Source organism: Borrelia sp. A-FGy1, assembly GCF_014084025.1.
Classification (GTDB): Bacteria; Spirochaetota; Spirochaetia; order Borreliales; family Borreliaceae; genus Borrelia.
Genome location: NZ_CP043682.1, coordinates 12,206 through 38,055, shown reverse-complemented (window position 1 = coordinate 38,055; position 25,850 = coordinate 12,206). Strand labels below are relative to the sequence as shown.

27 protein-coding genes are annotated in these 25,850 nt (G+C 26.8%); 18 read left to right on the top strand and 9 right to left on the bottom strand.

What is annotated here, in order from left to right:
• The first annotated feature begins 4 nt into the window (after positions 1-4).
• The 4 genes from F0310_RS00180 (at position 5) to F0310_RS00165 (ending at position 5,055) form a co-directional block, all read left to right on the top strand.
• Positions 5-784, top strand: coding sequence for a lysophospholipid acyltransferase family protein (locus tag F0310_RS00180; protein WP_182116960.1), 780 nt, complete (start codon positions 5-7; stop codon positions 782-784).
• Positions 771-2,567 (top strand): DNA topoisomerase IV subunit B, encoded by a 1,797-nt coding sequence (locus F0310_RS00175; RefSeq protein ID WP_182116959.1) that lies wholly within the window; start codon positions 771-773, stop codon positions 2,565-2,567. Before F0310_RS00180 ends, F0310_RS00175 begins: the two co-directional genes overlap by 14 nt.
• Complete coding sequence (locus tag F0310_RS00170) at positions 2,567-4,450, top strand: DNA topoisomerase IV subunit A (protein WP_182116958.1); 1,884 nt, start codon at positions 2,567-2,569, stop codon at positions 4,448-4,450. The genes F0310_RS00175 and F0310_RS00170 overlap by 1 nt, the downstream gene beginning before the upstream one ends.
• A gap of 77 nt (positions 4,451-4,527) precedes the next feature.
• Positions 4,528-5,055: a P13 family porin gene (locus tag F0310_RS00165; protein WP_182116957.1), complete on the top strand. Its 528-nt coding sequence runs from the start codon at positions 4,528-4,530 to the stop codon at positions 5,053-5,055.
• Between the two features lie 83 nt (positions 5,056-5,138).
• Here the strand turns inward: F0310_RS00165 and smpB are convergent, their stop codons facing one another.
• Positions 5,139-5,588 (bottom strand): SsrA-binding protein SmpB, encoded by a 450-nt coding sequence (gene smpB / locus F0310_RS00160; RefSeq protein WP_182116956.1) that lies wholly within the window; start codon positions 5,586-5,588, stop codon positions 5,139-5,141.
• Between the two features lie 2 nt (positions 5,589-5,590).
• A complete protein-coding gene (locus F0310_RS00155; protein WP_182116955.1) occupies positions 5,591-7,057 on the bottom strand; it encodes an SUMF1/EgtB/PvdO family nonheme iron enzyme in 1,467 nt (488 codons plus the stop codon).
• Positions 7,058-7,192: 135 nt separating this feature from the next.
• Between F0310_RS00155 and lepB (F0310_RS00150) the strand changes: the two genes are divergently transcribed.
• The 3 genes from lepB (F0310_RS00150) to F0310_RS00140 are packed head-to-tail and all read left to right on the top strand — an operon-like array spanning position 7,193 to position 9,235.
• Positions 7,193-8,173, top strand: coding sequence for a signal peptidase I (lepB, locus tag F0310_RS00150; RefSeq protein WP_182116954.1), 981 nt, complete (start codon positions 7,193-7,195; stop codon positions 8,171-8,173).
• Positions 8,174-8,175: 2 nt separating this feature from the next.
• Entirely contained in the window at positions 8,176-8,811 is a 636-nt protein-coding gene (lepB, locus tag F0310_RS00145) for a signal peptidase I (protein WP_182116953.1), read from the top strand.
• Positions 8,801-9,235 (top strand): DUF188 domain-containing protein, encoded by a 435-nt coding sequence (locus F0310_RS00140; protein ID WP_182116952.1) that lies wholly within the window; start codon positions 8,801-8,803, stop codon positions 9,233-9,235. Before lepB (F0310_RS00145) ends, F0310_RS00140 begins: the two co-directional genes overlap by 11 nt.
• Here F0310_RS00140 and F0310_RS00135 read toward each other — a convergent pair.
• Complete coding sequence (locus F0310_RS00135; protein WP_182116951.1) at positions 9,221-10,249, bottom strand: hypothetical protein; 1,029 nt, start codon at positions 10,247-10,249, stop codon at positions 9,221-9,223. The genes F0310_RS00140 and F0310_RS00135 overlap by 15 nt on opposite strands.
• 7 nt (positions 10,250-10,256) lie before the next feature.
• Positions 10,257-10,895 carry a BB0027 family outer member beta-barrel protein gene (locus F0310_RS00130; protein ID WP_182116950.1) on the bottom strand — a complete coding sequence of 213 codons (639 nt, stop codon included), beginning with the start codon at positions 10,893-10,895 and terminating at the stop codon, positions 10,257-10,259.
• Between the two features lie 149 nt (positions 10,896-11,044).
• Between F0310_RS00130 and F0310_RS00125 the strand changes: the two genes are divergently transcribed.
• The 9 genes from F0310_RS00125 to F0310_RS00085 all read left to right on the top strand — a co-directional run bounded on the left by F0310_RS00125 (position 11,045) and on the right by F0310_RS00085 (position 19,643).
• The gene (locus F0310_RS00125; RefSeq protein ID WP_182116949.1) at positions 11,045-11,950 is read left to right on the top strand and encodes a bifunctional 5,10-methylenetetrahydrofolate dehydrogenase/5,10-methenyltetrahydrofolate cyclohydrolase; all 906 of its coding nucleotides are present in this window, start codon (positions 11,045-11,047) and stop codon (positions 11,948-11,950) included.
• Positions 11,951-12,682, top strand: coding sequence for a YebC/PmpR family DNA-binding transcriptional regulator (locus F0310_RS00120; RefSeq protein ID WP_182116948.1), 732 nt, complete (start codon positions 11,951-11,953; stop codon positions 12,680-12,682).
• A 25-nt stretch (positions 12,683-12,707) separates the two neighbouring features.
• Positions 12,708-13,181: a crossover junction endodeoxyribonuclease RuvC gene (gene ruvC / locus F0310_RS00115; protein WP_182116947.1), complete on the top strand. Its 474-nt coding sequence runs from the start codon at positions 12,708-12,710 to the stop codon at positions 13,179-13,181.
• Between the two features lie 528 nt (positions 13,182-13,709).
• Positions 13,710-14,300, top strand: coding sequence for a Holliday junction branch migration protein RuvA (gene ruvA / locus F0310_RS00110; RefSeq protein WP_182116946.1), 591 nt, complete (start codon positions 13,710-13,712; stop codon positions 14,298-14,300).
• Between the two features lie 41 nt (positions 14,301-14,341).
• Complete coding sequence (ruvB, locus tag F0310_RS00105; RefSeq protein WP_182116945.1) at positions 14,342-15,403, top strand: Holliday junction branch migration DNA helicase RuvB; 1,062 nt, start codon at positions 14,342-14,344, stop codon at positions 15,401-15,403.
• On the top strand, positions 15,378-16,412 hold the full coding sequence (gene queA, locus F0310_RS00100) for a tRNA preQ1(34) S-adenosylmethionine ribosyltransferase-isomerase QueA (protein ID WP_182117681.1): 1,035 nt from the start codon (positions 15,378-15,380) through the stop codon (positions 16,410-16,412). Before ruvB ends, queA begins: the two co-directional genes overlap by 26 nt.
• 65 nt (positions 16,413-16,477) lie before the next feature.
• The gene (locus F0310_RS00095) at positions 16,478-18,142 is read left to right on the top strand and encodes a diphosphate--fructose-6-phosphate 1-phosphotransferase (RefSeq protein ID WP_182116944.1); all 1,665 of its coding nucleotides are present in this window, start codon (positions 16,478-16,480) and stop codon (positions 18,140-18,142) included.
• A gap of 7 nt (positions 18,143-18,149) precedes the next feature.
• Positions 18,150-18,662, top strand: coding sequence for a hypothetical protein (locus F0310_RS00090; protein WP_182116943.1), 513 nt, complete (start codon positions 18,150-18,152; stop codon positions 18,660-18,662).
• Positions 18,663-19,643, top strand: coding sequence for an RluA family pseudouridine synthase (locus F0310_RS00085; protein ID WP_182116942.1), 981 nt, complete (start codon positions 18,663-18,665; stop codon positions 19,641-19,643).
• Here F0310_RS00085 and F0310_RS00080 read toward each other — a convergent pair.
• Entirely contained in the window at positions 19,640-20,605 is a 966-nt protein-coding gene (locus F0310_RS00080) for a YitT family protein (RefSeq protein WP_182116941.1), read from the bottom strand. The genes F0310_RS00085 and F0310_RS00080 overlap by 4 nt on opposite strands.
• A 131-nt stretch (positions 20,606-20,736) precedes the next feature.
• Between F0310_RS00080 and F0310_RS00075 the strand changes: the two genes are divergently transcribed.
• Together F0310_RS00075 and udk are read left to right on the top strand one after the other, a co-directional pair.
• Positions 20,737-21,117, top strand: a complete 381-nt coding sequence (locus F0310_RS00075) for a rhodanese-like domain-containing protein (protein ID WP_182116940.1) — start codon at positions 20,737-20,739, stop codon at positions 21,115-21,117.
• A complete protein-coding gene (gene udk, locus F0310_RS00070) occupies positions 21,110-21,730 on the top strand; it encodes a uridine kinase (protein ID WP_182116939.1) in 621 nt (206 codons plus the stop codon). Before F0310_RS00075 ends, udk begins: the two co-directional genes overlap by 8 nt.
• Here udk and priA read toward each other — a convergent pair.
• The 4 genes from priA to F0310_RS00050 are packed head-to-tail and all read right to left on the bottom strand — an operon-like array spanning position 21,727 to position 25,850.
• Entirely contained in the window at positions 21,727-23,712 is a 1,986-nt protein-coding gene (gene priA, locus F0310_RS00065) for a replication restart helicase PriA (protein ID WP_182116938.1), read from the bottom strand. The genes udk and priA overlap by 4 nt on opposite strands.
• On the bottom strand, positions 23,705-24,271 hold the full coding sequence (locus F0310_RS00060) for a uracil-DNA glycosylase family protein (RefSeq protein ID WP_182116937.1): 567 nt from the start codon (positions 24,269-24,271) through the stop codon (positions 23,705-23,707). Before F0310_RS00060 ends, priA begins: the two co-directional genes overlap by 8 nt.
• Positions 24,264-25,001 carry a tRNA pseudouridine(38-40) synthase TruA gene (gene truA, locus F0310_RS00055; protein WP_182116936.1) on the bottom strand — a complete coding sequence of 246 codons (738 nt, stop codon included), beginning with the start codon at positions 24,999-25,001 and terminating at the stop codon, positions 24,264-24,266. Before truA ends, F0310_RS00060 begins: the two co-directional genes overlap by 8 nt.
• Positions 25,002-25,850 (bottom strand): DUF2225 domain-containing protein, encoded by an 849-nt coding sequence (locus F0310_RS00050; protein WP_182116935.1) that lies wholly within the window; start codon positions 25,848-25,850, stop codon positions 25,002-25,004.

Genomic DNA, 25,850 nt, shown 5'->3' with positions numbered 1-25,850 from the left:
TTTTATGAGAATATTAAGAAATATTGTTGCTTATGTTAATATTATTTCCTTATTTTTGATTTTTACCTTTTTATTTCCAGTATATTTAATTTTTAAAATTTTTAAATTTGAAAATTTTTTTATAAAATTTAGTTTTATATTGATGAGGTTTGGTATTAATGTTAGCTTATGGCTTGCTAATATTAAGGTTGTTGTTACTAAAGATGATGATGTTTGTTTATCTAGTAAAGATGGTGTAGTGATTATGGGAAATCATGTTGGTGCAATGGATCCAATATTTTTAATTTATGTATTTATTCAACCCTTTATAATAGTTGCCAAGAGATCGCTTTTTAATATTCCTTTTCTTAATTTGATATTAATTTCAATAGGAGCCATTCCTGTAAATAGGAGTAGCATAAAATCTTCTGCTAATGCTCAAAAGAGGGCCATGGAAGTTATTAAAGAAGGAAGATTTATTGGAATTTTTCCCGAAGGAACTAGAAGCAGAAAAGGTGGTGAGGTGGGAAAATTTAAGAGGGGAGCTATGAATTTAGCTTTAAGGACAAATTCTTCAATTATACCTGTATCTCTTCTTAATACACATAAAGTCTTTATTAAAAATTTTATATTTAATTCAGGTTTGTCTGTATATGTTCATGTGCATTCTTTAATAGATGTTTCTGTTTTAAAAAATGATGAGAGAGAAAATCTTCATGTTATTGTTAGAGATAAAATAGTTAAAAAATTAGAAAAAATGAAAATGCAATATAGTGTTGATAGGGATTTAAATGAAGACAAATAATTATGATGAAAGTAAAATTATTACTTTATCTTCCCTTGAGCATATTAGATTGCGGTCTGGTATGTATATAGGGAGACTTGGTGACGGTTCTAATATTGATGATGGTATTTATGTTTTGATAAAGGAAATAGTTGATAATTCCATTGATGAATTTATTATGGGATATGGGAAGGAAATATTTATAAGGAAAGAAAATAATATTATTGGAGTCAGAGATTATGGACGAGGCATTCCTCTTGGAAAAGTTGTAGATAGTGTTTCTGTTATTAATACTGGTGCTAAGTATAATGATGATGTATTTCAATTTTCTGTGGGTCTTAATGGAGTTGGAACTAAAGCTGTCAATGCTTTAAGTTCAAGATTTTTTGTGAGGTCAATAAGAGATGGCAAATTTTTTGAAGCTCTTTTTTCTAAGGGAAATTTGATGAAGACTTCAGAGGGGAATTCTGATGAAATAAGTGGCACTTATATTGAATTTTTGGCTGATACAGAGATTTTTGGTAATTATAAATATAGCGAAGATTTTTTAAAGAGGAGATTTTTTCATTATGCTTGTTTAAATAAAGGTTTAAAAATCAATTATAATGATCAAATTTTTGAGTCTAAGAAAGGGCTATTAGATTTTATAAATTCTGAAATTAAAAATGAAGATTTACTTTATGATTTTGTTTATTATTCTAGCAAGACTTTAGAATTTGCTTTTTCTCATACAAGTAATTACGGAGAGACTTATTTTTCGTTTGTCAATGGACAGTATACTAGTGATGGAGGAACGCATCAGACAGGATTTAGAGAGGGTTTTGCTAGAGCTATTAATGATTTTCTTAAGAAAACATATTCATCTACTGATATTAGAGAAGGACTTGTAGCTACTCTTTCTGTTAAGATAAAAGACCCAATATTTGAAAGTCAGACTAAAAATAAGCTTGGAAACATTGAAACTAGGAGCAATGTTGCTAAAGAAGTGCAAAAAATAATTTCAGAAATTCTTTATAAAGATAAAACTTTAGCAAAGGTAATTGAAAGTAAAGTAGTTGATAATGAGCGCCTTAGGAAAGAATTGAGTAGCGTGCGAAAAGAAGCAAAAGAAAGAGCTAAAAAAATATCTTTTAAAATTCCTAAGCTTAAAGATTGTAAATTCCACTTTAATGAAAAGAGTATTCAATCCGAATCTACTATGATCTTCTTAACAGAAGGAGATTCTGCAACAGGTTCAATGGTGTCTTGTAGAGATGTGTATACACAAGCTATATTTTCTCTTAGGGGCAAACCTCAAAATATGTTTGAGAAAAGTAAGTCTGAGATATATAAAAATGAGGAACTTTACAATATGATGGTAGCTCTTGGGATTGAAGAATCGATTGAAAATTTAAGATACAATAAGGTGGTTATTGCTACAGATGCTGATTTTGATGGTTTCCATATTAGAAATTTACTTTTGGCATTTTTTTTAACTTATTTTGAAGATTTGGTTTTAAATGGACATATGTATATATTAGAAACTCCGCTTTTTAGAGTAAGGAATAAAAAAAATACTGTTTATTGTTATTCTGAAGAAGATAAACAAAAAGCTATTCTTGAAATAAGTGATCCTGAAGTAACAAGATTTAAAGGGCTTGGAGAAATTTCTCCGAATGAGTTTAGGAATTTTATTGACATTTCTAATATTAAACTTACAAAGGTTGATCTTTTTAATATTAAAGATATAAAAGAAAATTTGGGATTTTATATGGGCCAAAATACTTCTGAGAGACGTAACTTTATTATGGAGAATTTAATTTAATGGACGTTAGGGTATTACTTAGAGATAATTTTTTACAATATTCATCTTATGTCATTAAGGACCGTGCAATTGCTAGTGTTATTGATGGATTTAAGCCCGTACAGAGGAGGATTATACATTCTCTCTTTGAAATGCATGATAGCAATTTTCATAAGGTTGCAAATGTTGTCGGAAATACAATGAAATATCATCCTCATGGAGATACTTCGATTTATGAAGCACTTGTGAATATGGCAAATAAAGATTTGTTTATTGAGAAGCAAGGAAATTTTGGTAATCTTTTTACTGGTGATCCTGCTTCTGCGTCACGCTATATTGAATGTCGGTTAACTCCTTTAGCATTTGATGTACTTTATAGTAAGGAAATAACATCTTATGAGCCTTCTTATGATGGTCGTAATGACGAACCTTTGATTTTCCCTGCAAAAATTCCTGTAGTACTCATTCAAGGAAGTGAAGGAATTGCTGTTGGTATGGCTGCAAAAATTTTGCCTCATAATTTTAATGAGATTTTGAATGCTGTTAAAAGTGAATTACTCGGTGAACCTTATGAACTTTATCCTGATTTTCCTACAGGTGGAATAGTTGATGTTAATGAATACGCAGATGGGAATGGTAAAGTTTTAGTGCGTGCTAAGATTGAGGCTACAGATGATAATAAGACTATATTAATAAAAGAGTTGCCATTTGGGGAGACTACGGAGAGTATAATAGCTTCTATTGAAAAAGCTATTCGTAAAAATTATATTAAGGTAACAAGCATTAACGATTTTACTACGGAGAATGTAGAAATTGAATTAACCCTTCCAAGGGGAGTGTATGCTAGTGAAGTTATTGAAAAGTTATATCATTATACAAATTGTCAGGTCTCTATTTCGGTTAACTTACTTTTGCTAAGTGATAGATATCCTGTTATTTATACTATTACAGAGGTAATCAAGTTCCATGCAGAACATTTGCAGAAAGTATTAAAAATGGAGCTTGAATTACAAAGAAATAAAATCCTTGAAAAAATTTTTTATAAAACTTTAGAACAAATATTTATTGAAAAGAGAATTTATAAAGTCCTTGAAACTATTTCTAAAGAATCTGACGTTTTAAACATTATTTTGAATAAAATTTTAAAATATAAAGACAATTTTTATAGAGATATTGTTTTGAGTGATATTGAAAATTTACTTAGAATTCCTATTAGAAAAATAAGTATTTTTGATATTGATAAAAATAATAAAGATATTATAAGTCTTAATAAGGAATTAAAGAGTGTGGAGATTAATATTGGATCGATTAGGGGATATTCAATAAATTTTATAGATAAACTTCTTGCAAAATATTCTAAAGCTTATAAGAGAAAAACAAAAATATCTCTTATTCAATCAAAAAATGTTAGGGAAATAGCTACTAAAAATATGAAGGTTTATTTAAATTTGAAATCTGGTTTTGTTGGAACTAGCCTTATTGATGGTGAATTTATTGGAAATGCTAGCTATTATGATAAGATATTAATCTTTAAGAAAAAGTCTTATGTTATAAAAAATATTGAGGATAAAACTTTTATTGATAAAAATAATATAGGTGCTTTAGTTTATGATATAAATAGTTCAAAAGATCAAATATTTTCTATAATTTATCTTAATAAATCTGAAAACCTTTATTATGTTAAGAGATTTAAGATAGATAAGTTTATTACGGATAAGATTTACAAATTTTTGGATGATAAAGATGAATTTGTAGATTTTGCTTTAAACCCAGATTTTGTAGAATTTTGCACTACTAAGGGAATTGTTAAAACTATCAATATTGGTAATTTTATGATTAAGTCTAGGGTTTCTGTAGGTAAAAGAATTTCAAGCAGTAATCTTAAAAAGGTTAAGTTTAAGTAGAATTTTTTATATCTTTTTGTTATTATTATGACGTTAAATAACGTCTACTTTATAAGCATTAATAAGGAGGATATTTTATGAAAAAAATTTTGATTATGGTCTTATTTTCTTTTTTTATTTTTACTAGCTTTGCTCAGGTTGAGGATAGGAAAATTATTGATAATTCGGTAGATAAATTATTAATTTATGAATCTTCCAAGAAAGACCCTTTAATTCCATTTATTTTAAATCTGGTTTTGGGATTTGGAATAGGATCTTTTGCACAAGGAGATATTATTGGTGGATTATCTCTTTTAGGATTTGATGCTATTGGTGTTGGTTTGTTAGCTTACGGTGTATATTCTGCTGGGGGTATAAGTGAGGTTAAGGCTAAGAAAGAAGATTTACCTTGGGTTTCGGTTTCTTTAATAGCAGTGGGAGGAGTTACTTTGGCTATTACAAGACTTGTTGAAATTGTTCTTCCTTTTGTACATGCATCTAATTATAATAAAAGGCTTAGACAAAATTTAGGAAATGCTTTAGGAGGATTTCAGCCTGATTTTGGTGTTACTATGAATGAAAATAATATGCTTGGATTTGGAATTTATTTTGCAAAGAATTTTTAATTATAAACAATTAAATTTATTTGTTAGAAAAGAATGGTTATTTTTATAGCTGTTCTTTTTATAATATTTCTTTATAATTTTGATTATCTATAATGTTTGATCTCTCGACTTAAATCTTTTTTGATGCTTTTTTGTTTTAAGGTTTCTCTTTTATCAAATAATTTCTTACCTTTACATATTCCGAGTTCTACTTTTATTAATGAATTTTTTAGAAAAATTGAAATAGGAATTAGAGTATATCCTTCTTTTTCTCTAAATTTTTTTAATTTTTGTATTTCTTTTTTTTTGATAAGAAGTTTTCTACTTCTTATTTCTTTATGGTTAAAGATATTGCCTTCTTTATATTTTGATATATGTAGCTTTTCAAGCCATATTTCATCTTTTTTGATAATAGCAAAGCTATCATTAAATGAAAACTTTTTTAATTTGATAGACTTAACTTCAGTTCCTTTTAGTACAATACCGCAGTTTATTTTATTTTCAATGAAATAATTGAATCTTGCTTTTTTATTTTCAAGCAAAAGTGAGGTCACATCTACTCCTTTTCAATAATTAGCCTAAATCCAATATTTGGAGAACTCCAATTTTTTAAAAAAGAAGCTTTTGTTGAAGGTTTAAGTATTGAATTGTCTTTATATTTATATGTTCTAACTTCGGTTATTAATGAGTTAAAATGTGTACAATATATGTTATTTTGATTTTTATCTTTAAATAATAATGTATCATTAAAGTTTGAGTTTTGCATTAAATTCCAAAATCCGACTTTTTGAGATATTTCGTTAATATTTAAATGATTGATTGATTTTGGTTCTTTTCTTTGGTACAATTCCCATTCTTGAGATAAAGGAAGCCTTGCTGTAAATCCTTTTGGTAGTGTTGAAGAATACCATCTAGCATACTCTAGAGCTGCATAGTAAGATATGTCAGTAATGTCTTCGTTTGAAGCAATTTGTACAAAATTTTTAAGATACCTTTCATCTACAAGTTCTTCTTTTATTAAATTATCTTTGTTATTTAATTTCCATTTGGGATTTTCATTTAAGAATATTTGATATTCAGCTTTAGTAATATTTTGATTTTGAATTAAAAATTCTTTTAATTTATATGCAGTTTTAATCGTAATGTTATGAGAAGATAATTTATAATCTTCAGTACTTTCAATAATTTCTGAATTTATTTTTTTAAAACCTTTAAAGTCTAGATTTATATTTTTATTTTCAAATGTTAATATTTTTTTTTCGTTTTTTAATTCTTCTATTAGTGTTTTAAACCATGCTTCATTAGATATTTGTTTTTGTTGTTCTTTATCTAGATTTTGAAAAAACCAAATAATTGATCTTTTTTCTAGATTAAAGTTTTGTTGTAAAGATTCCCATATGTCTTTATTACTATTATTTTTTATTGAGTAAATTTCTTTATATACTTTCATGAAATCTTTAAACAATGAACTTGAATTTAAATACGGTATAGAAGTTTTAAAAAATTTTTTTATGTGTTCTGTACTGTTTTTAAAATCGTTTAAAATTAGTGAGAATATAGGAATTGTTTGTATATTGTCGTTAGTATTTTTAATTTTTGTCATGATAGATAGCTCTTTTTGCCTTTGATTTATGATTTTATCAGGATCTACTAACTCTAATTTAACATTAAAGTTGTAACTTGTAAAAAATCTATTTTGTATTTCAATTTGTTCTTCATAAGTATCAAATCCTAGTCTTTTTATTCTTAAGGTGCCTTTGGCGATGTTTATGTATTTATTTAATGGAGTTCTTCCAAGGTATTTTTCATCTAGATAAACATGTGCATTGTTAATATTAGTTTTTATGTGTAAATAGGATCCAGGATTTTTTATTTTGGGATTTATTAAAAAAATAAATAATAAGATTAAGAATAAGATAAGTAGCATTAATAAACAGTAAATTTTTGGAACTATTCCTAATATTGGTTTTAATTTTACTTTAAAAATTTCGTCATTAATATCAAGTTTATCATCTTTTTGCATTACATGTGTAATTATAGGTAAGTATGAGGATAAGGTCAATGTTATCTATTATTTTGTTTTTAAGCTTATTATATATGTGTAAGTATATTAATAAATTTTTATTTTATGTATATTTTATTATTAAGGGTGGGATTTATGTATTTAGGAAAATTAGATAAATTGGCTAACTTTTTGGTGGAATCTATTGAGAGGTATTTAACGCATAGAAAAAGAAAGAAGTATTTTTATAAATTAAAAGTTAAAAAACGAGGTTCTTTGGTGAATTTTTTATTTGAGTTTTTGGGCGCTGTTCTTTTTGTTTTGGCAGTAAATCAGTATTTTTTTCAAGGATTTAGAATCCCAACAGGATCAATGGAAGACACTCTTAAGATAGGAGACTTTTTATTTGTGGACAAATTTTCCTATGGACCTGAAATTTTACCTGGAATGGGCAAGATAAATGGGATTAGAGAACCAGGAGAAACAGATATTGTTATTTTTGAAAATATAGGATATAAATCAAAGGGTACTTTTTTTGATATTTTGCAAAGAATAATTTTTATGCTAACTTTATCTTTTATTGATCTTGATAGAGATGAAGATGGAAATCCTAGTGTTAGATTTTTTGTAAAAAGAGCTTTGTTTGCAGATGGTAAAGTTGTAAGATTTAGAAATGGGAAAGTATTTGTCAAAAAAGAAGGTGAAGAGAATTTTTTAGAAGAAGGTTTGTATAAAGCTTCTTTAGGATATAATTTTCTTTCTAAGAAACTTATAGAAGAAGGGGATTATAAAATTTATGATAATCTTGCTATGTTTATTGCATTAAAGCAATTGAATCTGAATTTAGAAAATATGCCAGATTTTTCATTCTTTAGTGGTAGGGTTGTTGATAGATTTGAAGTTGAGAGATTAGAATATCGATATTTAGTGGCTTTTATGCCATATGTTGATTATTATATAGAAAAAGCAATAATGAAAGATTATGGATTATATGTTCCTTATGGATATGTATTGCCTATAGGAGATAATAGAGATAATTCTTATGATGGTAGATTTTTTGGAGTTATAAATAAAAATAAGATACTTGGTAGGACTTTTTTCTTGCATTTTCCTTTTTCTAGGATGGGGTTTCTTTAAAAATGGCTACTTATTTAGCTTTTGAACAAAGACTTTTAAGAAAAAAACGAAGAAAAAAATTTTTTAATTTTATTTTGCTATTTTTAATAATAAATTATTTGTTTACGAAGTTTTTTATACAAATTTTTACTTTTCAAGGTAAAGAAATGTCACCTTTAATAGAAGAAAACCATAGTTTAATTTTTATTTCAGGGTATTTAAGAGCTTTTTTTGTACCTTTTAGAGAGGATAATATTGTCCTTTATGAGGATTTAACTTTAGAGGGCAACATTTTTTTAGATTTTTTCAGAGATTTATTTTGTTTGAATAAAATTTTTAATATAAAAAAATATAGTATATCGAGAATAGTTGCTACTTGGGGAGACTTAGTTTATGTTAAAGGTTTTGATGTCTTAGTTAATAGGATAAGTAATAATTCTTTTTATTTAAATGGTAAGTTCATAAATAATTATAGGTTAAATGATTTTTTTAAATCTAATCAACCAGTTAAATGCTTTGCTTTAAAAAAGAATGAATTTTTTCTCTTAAATGAGAATTTGGAAATTTTGAATGATTCTAGGACAGTAGGGCCTGTTAATAAAGAAAAAATAAAATCTTTTTTAGTTTTAAAGATATTGGATTATAAAATTGTTAGATAAGATTTTTGTTGATGCTGATTCTTGTAGTTTAAAAATAATAAAATTTTTGCAAAATTTTGTGCTTAATAGAAAGGTAGAACTTATTTTAGTTTCAAATAAATCTTTACATTTAAGTAGTACTAGAAATACTGTTTTTAAAGTTGTAAGGTATGTAGATTCTTTCATTTTAGAATTAGTCAATAAGGATAGTATTGTAATAACAAGAGATATACTATTTGCTAAGTGTCTTTTGAATTTAGAAATTAAAGTTATCAATGATGAAGGAAAAATTTTTAATACAGATAATATAAATTATTTATACTTTAGATCTAATATGAACAATAATTTAGGGCTTATTAAAGTAAAAAAATATTTTAATTATGAGTTTAGTAGAAATAGATATTCAAATTTTGCAATGAATTTTCATCGTTTATTCTTTAGTTAATTTATGGTTTTCAATTTTCCATAATCCTTTTCCTTGTGTTAGTATATAGGTTTTATCATCAATAGGTATGATGTTATTGAGTCTTGTTTTGCTTAATTGTGATGCATGATAAGATCCTTCTGATGCAGAATAAGAAGGTGATTGTAGAATAAATGTATTTTTGTCTTTGATAAGTTCTACAAATCCACTATTACTGCCAATAAGGATTATTCCATTTACTTCTATTGCAAAATATGCAATAAAACTACCTATATCTTCTCGGTTAAATATTGGATTTTCATAATTATTTATACTTGAATATATTCTAAATTTGTTATCTGATGTAGCATAACCTCCCCCAGTCATTACTAGAGTTTCAGCAAAGCCACGTATATTTGTATCTATAATAGGCATTATTTCATTTTTTGAATTAACATTTATAGAACTGCCGTCTAGTTTCCAAATTTTTGAGAATTTTCCTGTTATTAATTGATTTCTATTTGAGATTTGATAAAATTTATCATCTTTGTTTGTATTTGAAGGGGTTTTATTAACTCCATTAATGTCTAGAATAACTTGACTTCCATTTACTTCTGAAGCTAAAATATAAGCTGATTTGACTCCATTTTTATCTATAGACTTTAAGAATTTAATGGCATTTAAATTTTTTTGAAAAGTAAGTTTCCAGTTGTCTTGTTCAAGAGTATAGAGTTCTAGTTTTTTATCTTTGCTTTGTGCTAATAGATATGTTTTACCTGAAATGTTAACAAGATCAATTACAAATTCATAAGAATTACTAAAATTTATTTTTTTAACAACTCCATTTTCTTTTTTAAATAAGTGCATAGCTGCAATATATAAAGTATCATTAACAACTGATATGCCGCTTGGACTTGAACTGTCTAGAATATTATTATCACTATTTATTTTTTGTAACTTACTGAGTTGAGAAAAAATAGATTCACTTGAGCATGAGCTAGCTAGTATTATTAGCATAATTAGTGTGAATTCTTTAAAATTTCTATTATTATTCATATTAAACCTACAATTTATTTACATTTACTGTTACAAATAGAGAAATTAATAAAAAGTGTCCTGTTTTAGCTGAATTACCAAACTCAAACATTGTCCACCATGCAGTTGTAAACCCAAAAGCCCATTTATAGTTGAAATTCCAAAGTAATCCAGAACCAATTGAAATTATAGGCATTGCATCAAAAGTTCTTAGATTTGAGATATTATTACTTTTATCGCCGTAAGAGTTAAGAGAAAATCCTATATTTGAAAATATAGGTATTTGAAAAAGCTCACCAATATCAAATATGTAGTTTATTAAGAACGTAATAGGTACTATACTGAGTGTTTTTCCTATGCCAGAATCTGGATTTAGTAAATTAAATGAATGATTAATGTCAAAATTGAACAAATATCTAAGTTCAATTCCCATAGATAAGTTATTTAATATATGATATTGATATTTAAGCGCTCCTATTCCTCCAGGATACAAATTGGAATAAAAAATTTTTGATAAATTATTATAAAAAAGAGGTATACCTAAACTTAAATCTACCCCAATAACAGAATTTCCATTTCTATCAATTGAATATGCCTCAATTTTTGGTATACTTGTAGCTAGTAATAATATTGAGATTAAGCCTCCAGTTAAAAAGTTCTTTTTCATTGTTCTCCATTTTTCAAAAACTCGTTAGTTAAAGTTATTATATTTAAAAAAAGGTTTTATTACAATTCATTTTTTCAAATTGATTTTTATGTATATTTACAATATAAGTATAATGTGTGATATTTGACTAAGTTACGTGGAGGTTTGATTTGACCAATATTTTTGATGGTAAACATTTTGCGAGGAAATATTATTTGTTATTGAAAAAGTTTTTAGAAGAATATGATTTGGTAAATAAGATTTCTTTAAAAGTTATTTTGGCAAATGATAATCCCTCATGTAGGCTTTATGTTGCTATTAAAGAAAAAGTATCAAAAGAAATTGGTATTAATTTTTGTGTTATTAAGTTGGGCAATAAAACAGAACAAGATAATATTTTGAAGTTGATTGAAACTGAGAATTTAAATGAAGATACAGATGGAATTATTGTTCAACTACCTCTTTTGAATGAAATAAATGTAAATATGGTTTTAAATAAAATAGTGCATACAAAGGATGTTGATGGACTTTCTGCTATTAATTTGGGCAAATTAGTTTTGGGTGATAAAAAAGGATTTATTCCTTGTACAGCTCTTGCTGTACTTAAAGTTTTATTTGATGAGAAAATAGAAACTTCTGGTAAAACTGTTGTTGTAATTGGGAGAAGTGCCCTTGTTGGAAGGCCTATTTCTATCTTACTTTCTTGCAAACCTTATAATTCGACTGTGATTACATGTCATAGTAAGAGTACTTATTTGGATGTTTATGTTAGGCAAGCAGATATTATTATTTCTGCTGTAGGAAAGCCTAAGTTAATTAATCTAAATATGATTTCTGGCAATCCTTATGTTATTGATATTGGTATTTCTGAGGTAAAAATTGAAGGTATTAGTATTTTAACTGGAGATGCAGACTTTGAGTCAATAAAAGAGCATGTTAAGTTTATTACTCCTGTAAGAGGTGGAATTGGTCCTGTTACAGTACTTATGTTAATGTTTAATACAATTAAAGCATATTTGATTAGTCATGATAAGCTTGAAGTATTGGAAAAATTGGAAAAATTGGTGGAGGTTTAGATGTCTGGACATAGTAAATGGTCAACTATAAAGAGAAAAAAAGCTATTCTTGATACTAAAAGGAATAAAACTTTTACTAAATTGATTAGGGAAATAAGCATTTCTGCCAAGATGGGCGGGAGTGATATTGATTCTAATCCTAGATTAAGGGTTGCTGTTAATAAGGCAAGAGTATCTAATATGCCTAAAGATAATATTGAAAAAGCAATTAAAAAAGGTATTGGAGATAATACAGGCAATGAGTATTTTGAACTTATTTATGAAGCTTATGCTCCTTATGGAGTAGCTTTAATGATTATGTGTTTGACTGATAATAAAAATAGAACAGCAAGTGATATAAGAAATGTACTTACAAAGGGAGGCGGCTCTCTTGGAGCTCCTGGTTCTGTATCTTATATGTTTCATAGGAAAGGTTTAATTTCTTATAGTTTAAATAAATATTCTGAAGGTGAAATAATTGAGCTTGCATTAGAGGCGGGAGCAGAAGATATTTTGAGTGAAGAATCTGAGGTAGAGGTGATAACAAGTGCTGAAAATTTTGAAATAATTTTGTCTATTTTAAAAACTAAGTTTGAAGAAGAAATGGCAGAGATTGTACTTATTCCTGAAAATAAAATTTCTTTAAATAAAGATCAGGTTGATAAAGTATTTACTATTGTTGAAAAATTGGAAGATTTTGATGATGTACAGGAAGTTATACATAACTTGGAAGATTCTGATGTTTTTGATTGATTTATGGCTTAATTTTGGGACTTAAATGAGAATAATAGGAATTGATCCTGGTCTTGCTAATGTTGGGTGGGGAATTTTAGATAAGAGAGGAAGTAGATATATATATATTCAAGATGGTACAATCATAACTAGATCTTGTATGTCTTTAAAAGATAGAATAAAATTGATTTCTGAAGAAATTGTTTTTATTATTGATGAGTTTAATCCTGATGTTGCAAGTGTTGAAGATATTTATTTTTCTAAAAATAAGAAAACAGCAGTAGCTATAGCTGAGGCTAGAGGAGCTATTATTTTAACGCTTGCTTTGAAAAATATAGACTTTTATGCTTACACTCCAATACAAGTTAAAAACGCAATTTCTGGGTTTGGCAGGCTTAAAAAAATTCAAGTAAGATATATGATGCGTATTTTACTTGGAATAAAAACAGATTTTAATTTTAATAGTGATCATAGTAGCGATGCACTTGCACTTGCATTTTGCCATGGAAATTATAACTAGTCGTAATATATACTTTTAAATTTTATCTCTAAAGTTATTTTAGAATAAAATTAAGCTGTCCAGTAAGTGACAGTATCGAAAGGTATTTCTATTTTAGAGTCAGTAGAATTAAAAGACATTTTAAGAGGGTATTATAATTTGTTACAGTTTTATATTTAGATTGATAACTAGTGTTATATTATTCTGTTCTCAAAGTAATTTTATTATTTCATGACTTGTATTCCGCAATAAATAATTTGTTTTTATATTTGCTTGGTGACATCATAGAAGATATTTAACAAATATCAGATTTAAATATTTTTTGGAGCTTTAATAAAAGGGAAATGTCTTTTCTATTGTTACCAAACATGCATGGAAGTCTAAATGATTTTTTCTGAATTTAATTAGAAATTTAAAAGATTATTTATAAATAGGGCATCTAATAGTAAATTTATTTTTTATAAGGTGATCTCTTTATATTATTTTATATTAATTAGTTAATATAAAATAATATAAATTTAAGTTTTTGATGTATTATAATTTAATTCTATGATAAACAAGATTTATGGTAAAATTATCGAGAAAAGAGAGTCCAGTATTATTATTGAAGCATTCCCTTTTGAATTTGAGATTTTAGTTAGTTCTTTTTTCATGAAAGAACTAAATTTATTAGAGGATGTTAAAGTATTAATTTATCTTCATTTAAGAGAAAACGAAATTAAACTTTTTGGTTTTTTAAATATACAGGAAAGAGAAATTTTTGAGGAACTTATTAGTGTTGATGGAATAGGTCCAAGAGCAGCTTTAAGGATATTGTCAGGTATTAAATATAGTGAATTTAGAGATGCAATTGAAAGGGAAGATGTCAGACTTATTTCTAAAGTTAAAGGAATTGGAAATAAAACAGCAGGTAAGATATTTTTGAAACTTAGAGGAAAACTTGTTAAGTCTAATGATTTGAATTCAGATATATTTAAATTTAAAGATCTTGAACAGTCAATTGTTAACATGGGATTTGATAGAAAGCTTGTTGTGATTAAGATGAGAGAAATTATGTCCACTGATGAATTTTTGATGTTAATAGAAGAAGATCAGGAACAATTTTTATTCAAAGAGACTATAAAAAGGCTTTCAAATTAATTTTATTTACTTATTTAGAAAATATTTAGAGGGGGGCGTAGATGGATTTAGGAGAGGAATCTAATTTTTTAAGTTCTGACAAAAATTTTTTGTATGACACAAATGAGAATGAACTTAGGCCAAGATCCCTTAGAGATTTTTCAGGACAGTCTCATATCAAGGAGAACTTAAATATTTTTATAAAAGCATCTAGGGAGAGGAATGAGGCGCTTGATCATGTTTTTTTAAGTGGTCCTCCAGGTTTGGGCAAGACTACTCTTGCTAGTATTATTGCTTTTGAAATGAAAACTGTAATAAAGGTTACTTCAGCGCCGGCTCTTGATAAGCCAAAGGATATTGTGGGTATTTTAACAACTCTTGATGATAAGAGTGTTTTATTTATTGATGAAATACATAGACTTAAGCCTGTAATAGAAGAGATGCTTTATATTGCAATGGAAGATTATGAAATAGATTGGATAATAGGACAAGGCCCTGCAGCAAGGACTGTTAGAATTCCTATTCCTAAGTTCACTTTGATTGGGGCTACTACAAAGCCAGGAAAAGTATCATCACCTCTTTATGCAAGATTTGGCATTGTGTCTAGATTTGAGCTTTATAATGAGGAGGAACTTGTAAATATAATAAAGAGAAATTCTATTATTTTAAATGTTAAATTAGAAGAAAAGGCCGCTTATCTTCTTGCAAAAAGTTCAAGAGGAACACCTCGTATAGCAAATAGGATCTTGAGAAGAATGAGAGACTTTGCGCAGGTTGGAGGGTATGAATTAATTACAGAAGGTATTGTAAATTCTGGACTTGAGATGTTAAAAATTGATAAAGAAGGCCTTGATGAGCAGGATAGAAATATTTTAAAGAGTTTAATACTAAAATTTAAAGGAGGTCCTGTTGGTGTTGAAACCTTAGCTATTTCTGTTGGTGAAACAGCAGATTCTCTTGAAGACTTTTATGAACCTTACCTTATTTTAAAGGGTTTAATTGAGAGAACGAGTAGGGGCCGAAAGGCTACTGACTTTGCGTATTTGCATCTAAATTTAGATAAAAATGAACATAATGAATTGGTTGATGATAAACAAAATGGATACCAAAGAATTTTATTTTGATTTACCTTCTAATTTGATAGCACAGCATCCAAGTAAAAAAAGAGGATTATCAAGGTTAATGGTGCTAGATCCTAGTAATCAAAAAGTTTACCATGATCATTGTGTAAATGATATATTAAAATATGTTAATAGCAATACTTTTTTAGTTTTTAATGATTCGAGGGTTAGAAAATCAAGAATATATGCTAAGACAGATAGTGGAGATATCTTTGAATTTTTATTACTAGATAAAATATCGGATGATATATTTACATGTCTGATTTCTAGGGCAAGAAGACATAGCTTAGGTAGAGTCTACAGATTTCCTCAGGATGTATTAGCTCGAGTAATTTCAAAGTCAGATAATAAATTTATGATTAAATTTAATCAAAGTTTAGATGAATCTTATTTTGAAAAGTATGGACTTATTCCTTTGCCGCCTTATATTAAGAGAAATTGTGATAAAGAGGATGAAGAACGTTATCATACAATTTATTCAAAATATATAGGTTCAACAGCTTCAACTACAGCAGGACTACATTTTAGTAGGGAACTTTTTTCTTTATTGGATAAAAATAGTATTGAATATGATTTTATTACGCTTCATGTTGGTATCGGAACTTTTCTTCCTGTAAGAACAAAAAGAATAGAACAACATAAGATGCACTTTGAGAGATTTTTTATAAAAGATTCTGTTGCTCTTAGACTTGAAAGGGCAAAGGCTTTAGGTAAGAAAATTTTAGCTATTGGAACCACTACTCTTAGGGCATTGGAGTCAGCTTATGACCATAATAACTTTATGAGGGGAGATCAGAAAACAGATCTTTTTATTTATCCAGGATCAAATTATCGTTTTAAATTTGTTGATATGCTTTTTACAAATTTTCATACACCAGAATCAACTCTTTTAATGTTAGTTTCTTCATTTGGAGGAAAAGAATTTGTGTTTAATGCTTATAGAGAAGCTGTTGAGATGAATTACATGTTTTTCTCTTATGGGGATGCTACTTTATTTTTAAATCACATATAGAAATTAATTTTTAATTATTTTACTATTTAGGAGTAAGCTGTATAAGTCTTAAAGGAGGAAGAAATATGATTTCATCTTTACAAAAAGAAAGATCTCAATATTTACCTAAGTTGCCTGAAATTTTGCAACATGATTTTAAAAATATTAGTATAGTTTTTGGTAAAAAAATAGAAAGTCTTCAAGATAGAGAAACCTTAAGAAAGATTTTTAAAAATACATATGGACTTCCAGTTATGAGCTTTGCTCAAGGACCTTCAAGTATAGACTTTTCAAAATTTTTAAGTGTGGGAATAATTCTTTCAGGTGGACCTGCTCCTGGAGGACATAATGTTATTGCTGGTATTTTTGATGCAATAAAGAAATCAAATTCAGATTCAAAAATTTTTGGATTTAAAAATGGGCCTTTAGGTTTATTGGAAGACAATAAAATTGAAATTACTAGTGATTTAATAGATTCTTATAGAAATACTGGAGGTTTTGATATTATATCTTCTGGACGAACTAAAATAGAGACAGAGGCTCAGTATGAACAAGCTTTGTCAGTTGCCCTTAGAAATGATCTTAATGCAATTATTATTATTGGTGGTGATGATTCAAATACTAATGCAGCTTTGTTAGCAGAATTTTTTAAACAAAAGAATCGGGATATTCAAGTTATTGGTGTTCCTAAAACAATAGATGCTGATCTTAAGAATGAACATATTCAGATTTCATTTGGATTTGATTCTGCTACTAAGACTTATTCTGAATTGATAGGTAATTTATGTCGTGATGCTATGTCGACTAGGAAGTATTGGCATTTTGTTAAACTTATGGGAAGAAGTGCATCTCATGTTGCCCTTGAATGTGCATTAAAGACTCAACCTAACATATGTATTATATCTGAGGAAGTTTTAGCTAAAAATAAGACCTTATCAGATCTTGTTAATGAAATAGCCTCTGTTATCGCAAAGCGTTCTTTTAAAGGGTATAATTTTGGTGTAGTTATAATTCCTGAAGGTCTTATTGAATTTATCCCTGAAGTTAAGTCTTTGATGTCCAATTTGTGTAGTATATTTGATAGCAATGAGGATGAATTTAAAGGGATTAGAGCTGAAACCATAAGGGATATTTTTATTTCTAAACTTAATGGTTATATGAGAGAAGTTTATTTATCTTTGCCTTTATTTATTCAGATTGAACTTGTGAATTCTGTTTTAGAGAGAGATCCTCATGGTAACTTTAATTTATCAAGGGTTCCTACTGAAAAATTATTTATTGAAATGGTTCATGTTAGGCTAGAGGGATTAAGAAAGATTGGTAAATATATTGGTAAATTTATTCCTATTGATCATTTTTTTGGATATGAGGGTAGAAGTGCTTTGCCTTCAAATTTTGATAGTAATTATTGTTACAGTTTAGGTTATAATGCTGCTTTACTTGTTTTAAATGGCTTAACAGGTTATATGTCTAGTATAAAAGGCTTAAATAAAAATGTGGCTGAATGGACAGCAGGCGGGGTTCCTTTGACAATGATGATGAATGTGGAAGAAAGGTATGGGGCTTCAAAACCTGTTATTAAAAAATCGCTTGTTGATTTGAAGGGAGCTCCTTTTAATGAATTTGCTAAGAATCGTGAAAAATGGGCAATGAATAATTTATATATGTATCCAGGTCCTATTCAATATTTTGGTACTTCTAAACTTGTTGATGAGATAACTTTTACACTAAAATTAGAGTTAGAGAATTAAAATATTTATGACTATTGGAATTTTATTTTTACTTTTTAATATTTGTATTATCTATTCCAATTCTTTTGATTATTATAAACTTGATATTAATTATTTGAGTTTAAGTCGAAAAATTTTGCTGGGAGATCAAATTTTTCCCAGTAAAAATGATGTTTATTTTGATAATGAAATTTTTGTTAAACTTCAAGATAAAGAAGATAGTAATTTTCTTTATAAAAATATTCAAGAAAATGAAGTTTTAAATGTAGAAAAAACTATTGAATCTAAATGGGGAAAGAGAGCTTTTAGATTTTCAGTAATAGGTATAGGAACTTTTCCTATAGCTTTAATAGTAAGTTTGTTTTTTTTTGATTTATCTTACTATTTTAATCATGGCATGGATTCAAAATATCTCCCATATCCTTTCTCGAATGGGTTTAATCTTCCAAAAGATGAAACTTTTAAAAAATTTATGATATCGGCATCGTCTGGATTGGTAATATCTTTAATAATTGCTTTAATTGATTTTTTGATTTATTAAATGAAAAAATTTCAGGAAGAGTTTGTTGTAAAAGAGGATTGTCAAAGGTTAGATATTTATTTATCTAAAAAAGTTTGCCTCTTTACTAGAAATCAAATTAAAAAAAGACAAGTAATTGCTTTTAAGAATAATGATGGTGTTCTTGTTTCAAAAAAATTATCAAAGCCTGTTTTTGTAGGAGATAAAATATTAATAGAATTTAATGAAGAAGTTGATTTAAGAGAGTATGCAAGGCCTTTTAAATTACCTATTACTATTCTTTATGAAGATATAAATCTTATTGTTTTAAATAAGCCTCAGGGTATTTTAAGTCATCCTAGCATATCTGGTTTGGGAAATACTGTTGTGAATTTTCTTTTATATCATGTATCAAATTTAGAGGATAATTTCAAAGAAGATAAAATGAGGCCTGGAATTGTGCATAGACTAGATAAAGATACATCTGGTATATTAATTTGTGCTAAAAATCTGACAACTTTGAAATTTTTATCTATGCAATTTAAAAAAAGAGTTGTTAAGAAAGTTTATATTGCAGTTGTTAAAGGTAACCTTAAAAGTTTTTCTGGTATTATTGAGACTTTTATAGATAGAGATAGAAATGATAGAAAAAAGTTTATTGCCAATAAAAGTAGGGGTAAAAATGCATTAACTGAATATAGAGTGTTTGTTAATGTTGGGAATTATTCATTATTAGCTTTAAGTCCTAAGACAGGACGAACTCATCAATTAAGAGTACATATGAAATACTTAAATCATCCAATATTAGGTGATATTATTTATAGTAGACTAGACAGTGATTTTAAAGATATATCTTTAATGCTTCATGCTTTCAAGCTTGAAATTAATATTAAAGAAGGGATTTTAAAGAAATTTGTTTCAGAGTTTCCACGGAGGTTTATTGATTTTTTGTCAAATTTTTATAGCAAAAAAGAGTTAGATTTACTTATTATTAATTTTATTGAATTTTTAGATAAGTTTTAAGTTTCAGTAATTTGTTTAGGTTGAACTGATTCTGTAATTTTTTTACCACCAGTTATTTCGTTTGTATTAAGTACTGTAATAAAACAATTGGGGTCTACTTTTTGAGAAATATATTTAATTCTTGACATACGTATTGTGGGAACCACTATGAAAACTATAGTTTTATCGTTTCCTGCCCAAGCACCTTGTCCATCAATTAGTGTAGCTGCTACTTTTAGTTTATTTGTAATCAGGTAAGATATTTCTTTTCCTTTATCTGAGATAATAAATATTGCTTTTTGGTTACCAAACCCTATACTTGCTTTATCTGTCATAACAGATGTTACAAAAGAAGCAATTAAAGTATAGAGAGCAATTTCAACATTAAAAAAAACAGCTGCTATTAATAATATAGCAAGATTAAAAAGAAAGTTTGTAGTTCCAATACTAATTGAATATTTTTCTTTAATTATCATAGATATTATGTCTGAACCCCCTGATGATCCTTTTGCTCTAAATATTAAGCCGAGTCCAAGTCCTGATATGAGGCCTGCTAAAATAGATACAAGCATCATGTCATTGAGTTGCACTTTGCCTTGCAGAAATTGTGAATAGTTTACCATTATGGAATATAAAGCCATTGCAATCCAGCTTTGAATTACAAATGTTATGTTTAAAAATTTAATCCCAAGAATGAATAGTGGAATGTTTAAAATAAATATTGTGATACCTAAGTTGAATCTTAAAAGGTAATGAAGCATTAAAGCAATCCCAGCAATTCCTCCACTCAAAAGACCATGTGGGATATATAGAATATTTGTAGATATTGCCATTAAAAGAGAACCAATTATTATCTGTAATGTACTAATTAAGATTAGTTTAGGGTCTTTAAAGATATTTTTAAGTTGTTTTCTAAGTATTATGCGTATAATAAACCTAGTTTTTTGCTTTATCCTTTTCCACTTTTTCCTTTTTTTTTTCATGTTGACTTATGACTTACTCTTTAATGCAAAATTATTAATTCACTTGAATTCTATATTAATTTTATTAAAAAAACAATTTTATTTTATTGAAATTGTTTCTTTTTTTTTGATATTATTGTTTTATAAATAATATGCTAGTAGATTATTTAAAGTTTATACTTTTAATACTTTTCTTTATTTTTTATATTTGGATTTTTATTATTTTAAAGATGAAGAGGTCTAATCTAGCTTTGTTAAAGAGAATTAAAGAAGGAGCAATAATATTAGATATTAGATCTACTAAGGAGTATAATAAAGCTCACTATGTAAAGGCGGTTAACATTCCTTTTAATAATTTATTTGCTAAGAAAGGTAAGTTAGGTAGTATTGATAATCAAATAATAATTTATGGTAGAAGCTTTAATAAGTGTTTTGAAGCGGAAAAAATTTTAAGAGGAGTAGGATTTAAGAATATATTTGTTGCAGGAACTTTGAAAAATATGCCTAAATTGCAAGAAGAAGGTAATGGTTAAGATTATTGGAATAGCAGGTGGGTCTGGAAGTGGAAAGACTACAGTTGTTAATAAAATTAGTGAAGTTATTCCTGAATTTGTTCTTATATCTCAAGATAATTATTATAAAAGTGTTGGTGATTATGAATATCAGTTTTTAAATGTTAATTTTGACCATCCAGATGCTTTTGATAATAATTTATTTTATGAACAGTTAAGAAAATTAAAACACAATGAACCAATTAATATGCCTCTTTATGATTTTATTAATCATATAAGGAAACCGGAAACCATAGAGATATATCCAACTCCTGTTGTTATTGTTGAAGGTATTATGATTTTTGTTGAAGAAAGAGTACGGAATCTAATAGATTTGAAGATATACATTGACACACCTAATGATATTAGGTTTATTAGAAGACTTGAAAGAGATATGTCCAAAAGAGGACGTACATTGAAATCGGTTATAGAACAGTATTTAAATACTACTAGAGCAGGATATTATAGATTTATTGAGCCCACTAAGGAGTATGCTGATCTTATTATTCCTGAGGGAGGACATAATGATAGAGCTCTTTATGTGCTTTCATCTTTTTTAAGAGCTCTTGGGAAAGATAGTTCGGATTTTTTTTAAATTAGAGAAATTGGGTAATAGTCTATTTCTATATGCGTATCCTTTGTTATTTTTATTTTTTCTTGTGTATATCTTATTAGTTTTTCTAGTAAATTGAAGGATTTTGATAAGTATATTATGTTATATCTATAGTGTTTAGCTATTTTTGACATAGGGGCTTTTGAAGGACCTAGATATTCAATTTTTTCATTTAAAAATTTTTTGGATATTTCAAAAAATTCTAAGCATTTATGTTTTGCAGAGTCTTTTTTATGGCTTCTAACTATTATTCTAATTATTTTTTTGAAGGGTGGATAATTAAGTTCTTTGCGGATTTTTATTTCTTCTTTATAAAATGCTTCATAATTACCTTTATAAGCATATTTTATTGCATAATAATTGGGATTTTTTGTTTGAATAATAATTGTGTTGTCACTTTGAAATCTTGCAGCTCTACCTAATACTTGTGAAATTATTGCAAATATTCTTTCACTACTCCTAAAATCAGGAAGTCCAATTCCAACATCAGCATTAATAATTCCTAGAGTTTGTATTTGTTTAAAATTAAATCCTTTTGCAATAATTTGTGTACCAATTAAAATGTCTAGTTTTTCATTTTCAAAATCAGTTATTGTATTGATAATATCTTTTTTATTAAGGTCAGAATCTGTTCTTGCTATTCTTGCATTTGGTAAAAGATTTCTTAGCTCTCTTTCAATAAATTGAATCCCATATATTTTATATGTAATGTTTTTTGCATTGCAATCAGGACAATTGTTTATTACGTTTATTTTGTGGTTGCAATAATGACAAATGAGTTTGTTTTTATTTTTATGATATGTTAAGTTAAAAGAACAATTTGGACAGCAGATTATATATCCGCAAATTTTACATTCAAGTATTTTTGAGTATCCTCTTTTATTGAAAAATATTAAAACTTGTCTTTTGTTAATTAGGCTTTTTTGTATGTTATAAAGTAATTCTGACGATATAATGTGGCGTTCTTTTTTCATATCTATTATTTTAATTTCTTTAGCAGTTTTATTAAAAAATTTATTTTTTAATATCATTTTTTTTATCTGATTATTTTCCATTGCCATGTATGCTTCAAGTGATGGTGTTGCGCTTCCCATTACAAATTTGGAATTAAATACACCTTGTAAAAAGAAACCTATGTGTCTTGAATGGAATCTTGGAGTATTTTCAGATTTATATGTGTGTTCATGTTCTTCATCCATTATTATCAGTCCTAAATTTTTGAATGGTAACATTAATGCACTCTTAATTCCAATTATAATCAAGCTTTCTCCGTTTTTTACTTTGTTCCATGTTAAAACTTTTTTTGAATTTGTTGTTTTTGAGTTATATTCGTAAATCTTATTTGTGATTAACTTCGACTTGATTCTTTTGATTATTTGATAACCTAAAGAGATTTCGGGAATTAGAAAAATTATTTGTTTTTCTTTTTCTAAATAATATTCGCATAATTTGATAAATATTTCTGTTTTTCCAGATCCAGGCACCCCAAATAAGTAAAATATATTTTGTGTTTTTGATTCTATGATTTCTTGATAAATGTTATTTTGTTTTTCATCTAATTGAATTAGTGTAGTTGAGTTTAAATTTTTATTTTCTTTATTTTTTATTACTTTGCTTATTCTGCTTGAAGTTGAACTTTTAGGTAGTCCATAAAATAAAGCTTCTCCAAATCCAGAAAATGTTTTTCTGCTAATCCAATTTGCAAGATTAATATTATGTTCTGTTATTAGTGCATTTTCATCAATAATTTTTAGTATATCTTTAATTTCAAATGTAAAATCTCTTTTAAACTCGTCTTTAGAATATCTTTTGATTATTATTCCAAGTGTTTCTCTTCCATTAAAGTTCGTTATGACTCTTATTCCTATTTTTAATTTGAAGTTGTGTTTATAAAAAAAAACCTTATTTACAGGGATTTTAAAGGCTACTTCGTAATAAAAGGTGTTATTTAGATTATCATCCATATTTTATTATACCTTTTATTATTTTTAAGTCTTGCCAGATCTCTTTTTTTAGTATTGGATTTTTAATTTGATTGAAGGGAAGATATGTAAATACTAATGGAATCCCTTTAAATCTAAGCTCAAATCCTCTTACAATTTGAATTCTTAATTTTTGATTTAAAAAAAATTCTACTTCTTCGCAAGATAGGATTGCTTTAGGTTGTTTATTGATTTCTAAGCTTAGCATATTAAAATTATCTATTATTTTATAATTTAATATATTAATACTTTTACACCATTTTTTTACTATTTCTTTTGCGCTTTTATTTAGGTATTTTTTATCTATATATACTATTAATAAGTTTTTTTCTTCATTTTTGTTTTTATTATATTCTATTGTTTTTATTAATTTTGTATTTTTTTGTATTTTTTTGTTTAGTACTTTTATATTTTTAAATTTTCTTATTTTGTTTTTGATTTTCTTAAGTTCTTCTTCTTTATTTTCATAAAGATTACCTAATATATTATTTTTAAGCATTCTTAGAAGTATCAATTTTTTAATTAATTTGATTTTATTCATAATAAACCTTGTCTAAAAATAAAGCTTTTGCGGGTGCTGTTGTCCTTGCAAGGTTTCTGTTCTTTGAGCTTAAAATTTCTATAAAGGTATAAGTAGATTCATTTTTTATTTCTATGTCAAGCATTGTACCTACTATTGATCTTATCATTTTCCATAAAAAAGAAGAGCCTATTATTTCAAAGACAATAAACTTATTTTTTTTCTTAAATCTAGCGAAATAAATTTTTTTTATTTTTGAATTTGTTTTATCTCTTATGCATGAAAAGGTAGTAAAGTCATGTGTTCCAATTAACATTTCAGACATTTTATTTAATCTATTGATATTTAATTTTTTCTTTACATAATAAGCTTGATATGCTTCCCAAGGATAGTGATTTTCATTGTTGAGTATATAATAACTATATTTTCTTCTTTTAGCATGAAATCTAGGTTGAAATTCATCTTTTATATATTTTAATTTTACTATCCTAATGCCATCCTTTAATAGAGAATTTAATGCTATTTTTAAGTTTTTTGGGGAAATATCTATGTTTATAGAAAAAGATATTACTTGCCCTTTTGCATGAACTCCTTTATCAGTTCTACCCGATGAATGAATTTTGATTTTTGTTTTGATTATTTTTTTTAGAGCCTTTTCAATTTCTCCTTGTACTGTTGGACTTTTAGGTTGAATTTGAAATCCATGATACAGAGATCCATCATATGCTATTTCTGCAAATATTTTTTTCATTTATTTTAAAGTTTTTATTTCTTTTGAAATTTTAAAATAAACTTCTTTTATTTTGTCTAAAAGTATTGAAGGTTTTTCTCTTGATGATTTTCCCATTCCAGCTATTTTAGAAAGTGTGGTTTTAATTTCAACTAATTGATTATATCTATATTCTTTATTTTCTTTACTTCCATAAAAATATTCTAGTAATCCTGATAAATAAAGAGCGCTGTCATATCCATAATTCTTATCAGTATCAGGGCCAAATATTGCTTCAGTAGAGATTGGCTCTGAGTTGTCTTGTTCTTTTTCAATTGTTAATTTATAAAGATAAGCTGCTTTATAATAAAATATTTTTTGCAAGTAGTTATAATTTTTATTTGGATCTTCTTTGTGAAGATCTTCAAAAATCCAGGCTGATCTTATTGCACATTTTGCTTGATTTAGAGTCGGATTGTGGTTTTTATCAATAAACTCATAGCACATCATAGCAAATATATAACTGGCAGCTCCTTCTTTAAGGCCTCTTGGTTTATTAAAATCTAAATTATATTCAAAAAGTGAGTTTATTTCTTTTCGTTTTTGCTCGCAATTTATTAAAAGTTTCTTTGTTTGGTTACTAGCAAATGTTATTGCATTAAATTCATTTGGGAAGGCAGCTAGGTAACAATTAGGGCATACTATGATCGAATATATTCTAGGGTATATATTCCCATATTTTTCATTTTTTACATATTCTCTTTTTAAATCAACTTTTAGTTCTCCAGATATTAATCGACTACTTCCTGTTAAAAGGTCTTCTTTCCTAAATTTATAGCTACATAAAGGACATTCAATCTCGTATTTTGTAAAATATGATATCTTTTTCAT

Bases quoted from the DNA above. Each gene is read 5' to 3' on its own strand.
- F0310_RS00180 (WP_182116960.1), top strand. From the start codon at position 5: ATGAGAATATTAAGAAATATTGTTGCTTATGTTAATATTATTTCCTTA.
- F0310_RS00175 (WP_182116959.1), top strand. From the start codon at position 771: ATGAAGACAAATAATTATGATGAAAGTAAAATTATTACTTTATCTTCC.
- F0310_RS00170 (WP_182116958.1), top strand. From the start codon at position 2,567: ATGGACGTTAGGGTATTACTTAGAGATAATTTTTTACAATATTCATCT.
- F0310_RS00165 (WP_182116957.1), top strand. From the start codon at position 4,528: ATGAAAAAAATTTTGATTATGGTCTTATTTTCTTTTTTTATTTTTACT.
- F0310_RS00155 (WP_182116955.1), bottom strand. From the start codon at position 7,057: ATGCAAAAAGATGATAAACTTGATATTAATGACGAAATTTTTAAAGTA.
- lepB (WP_182116954.1), top strand. From the start codon at position 7,193: ATGTATTTAGGAAAATTAGATAAATTGGCTAACTTTTTGGTGGAATCT.
- lepB (WP_182116953.1), top strand. From the start codon at position 8,176: ATGGCTACTTATTTAGCTTTTGAACAAAGACTTTTAAGAAAAAAACGA.
- F0310_RS00135 (WP_182116951.1), bottom strand. From the start codon at position 10,249: ATGAATAATAATAGAAATTTTAAAGAATTCACACTAATTATGCTAATA.
- F0310_RS00130 (WP_182116950.1), bottom strand. From the start codon at position 10,895: ATGAAAAAGAACTTTTTAACTGGAGGCTTAATCTCAATATTATTACTA.
- F0310_RS00120 (WP_182116948.1), top strand. From the start codon at position 11,951: ATGTCTGGACATAGTAAATGGTCAACTATAAAGAGAAAAAAAGCTATT.
- ruvC (WP_182116947.1), top strand. From the start codon at position 12,708: ATGAGAATAATAGGAATTGATCCTGGTCTTGCTAATGTTGGGTGGGGA.
- ruvA (WP_182116946.1), top strand. From the start codon at position 13,710: ATGATAAACAAGATTTATGGTAAAATTATCGAGAAAAGAGAGTCCAGT.
- ruvB (WP_182116945.1), top strand. From the start codon at position 14,342: ATGGATTTAGGAGAGGAATCTAATTTTTTAAGTTCTGACAAAAATTTT.
- queA (WP_182117681.1), top strand. From the start codon at position 15,378: ATGGATACCAAAGAATTTTATTTTGATTTACCTTCTAATTTGATAGCA.
- F0310_RS00095 (WP_182116944.1), top strand. From the start codon at position 16,478: ATGATTTCATCTTTACAAAAAGAAAGATCTCAATATTTACCTAAGTTG.
- F0310_RS00090 (WP_182116943.1), top strand. From the start codon at position 18,150: ATGACTATTGGAATTTTATTTTTACTTTTTAATATTTGTATTATCTAT.
- F0310_RS00085 (WP_182116942.1), top strand. From the start codon at position 18,663: ATGAAAAAATTTCAGGAAGAGTTTGTTGTAAAAGAGGATTGTCAAAGG.
- F0310_RS00080 (WP_182116941.1), bottom strand. From the start codon at position 20,605: ATGAAAAAAAAAAGGAAAAAGTGGAAAAGGATAAAGCAAAAAACTAGG.
- F0310_RS00075 (WP_182116940.1), top strand. From the start codon at position 20,737: ATGCTAGTAGATTATTTAAAGTTTATACTTTTAATACTTTTCTTTATT.
- udk (WP_182116939.1), top strand. From the start codon at position 21,110: ATGGTTAAGATTATTGGAATAGCAGGTGGGTCTGGAAGTGGAAAGACT.
- priA (WP_182116938.1), bottom strand. From the start codon at position 23,712: ATGGATGATAATCTAAATAACACCTTTTATTACGAAGTAGCCTTTAAA.
- F0310_RS00060 (WP_182116937.1), bottom strand. From the start codon at position 24,271: ATGAATAAAATCAAATTAATTAAAAAATTGATACTTCTAAGAATGCTT.
- truA (WP_182116936.1), bottom strand. From the start codon at position 25,001: ATGAAAAAAATATTTGCAGAAATAGCATATGATGGATCTCTGTATCAT.
- F0310_RS00050 (WP_182116935.1), bottom strand. From the start codon at position 25,850: ATGAAAAAGATATCATATTTTACAAAATACGAGATTGAATGTCCTTTA.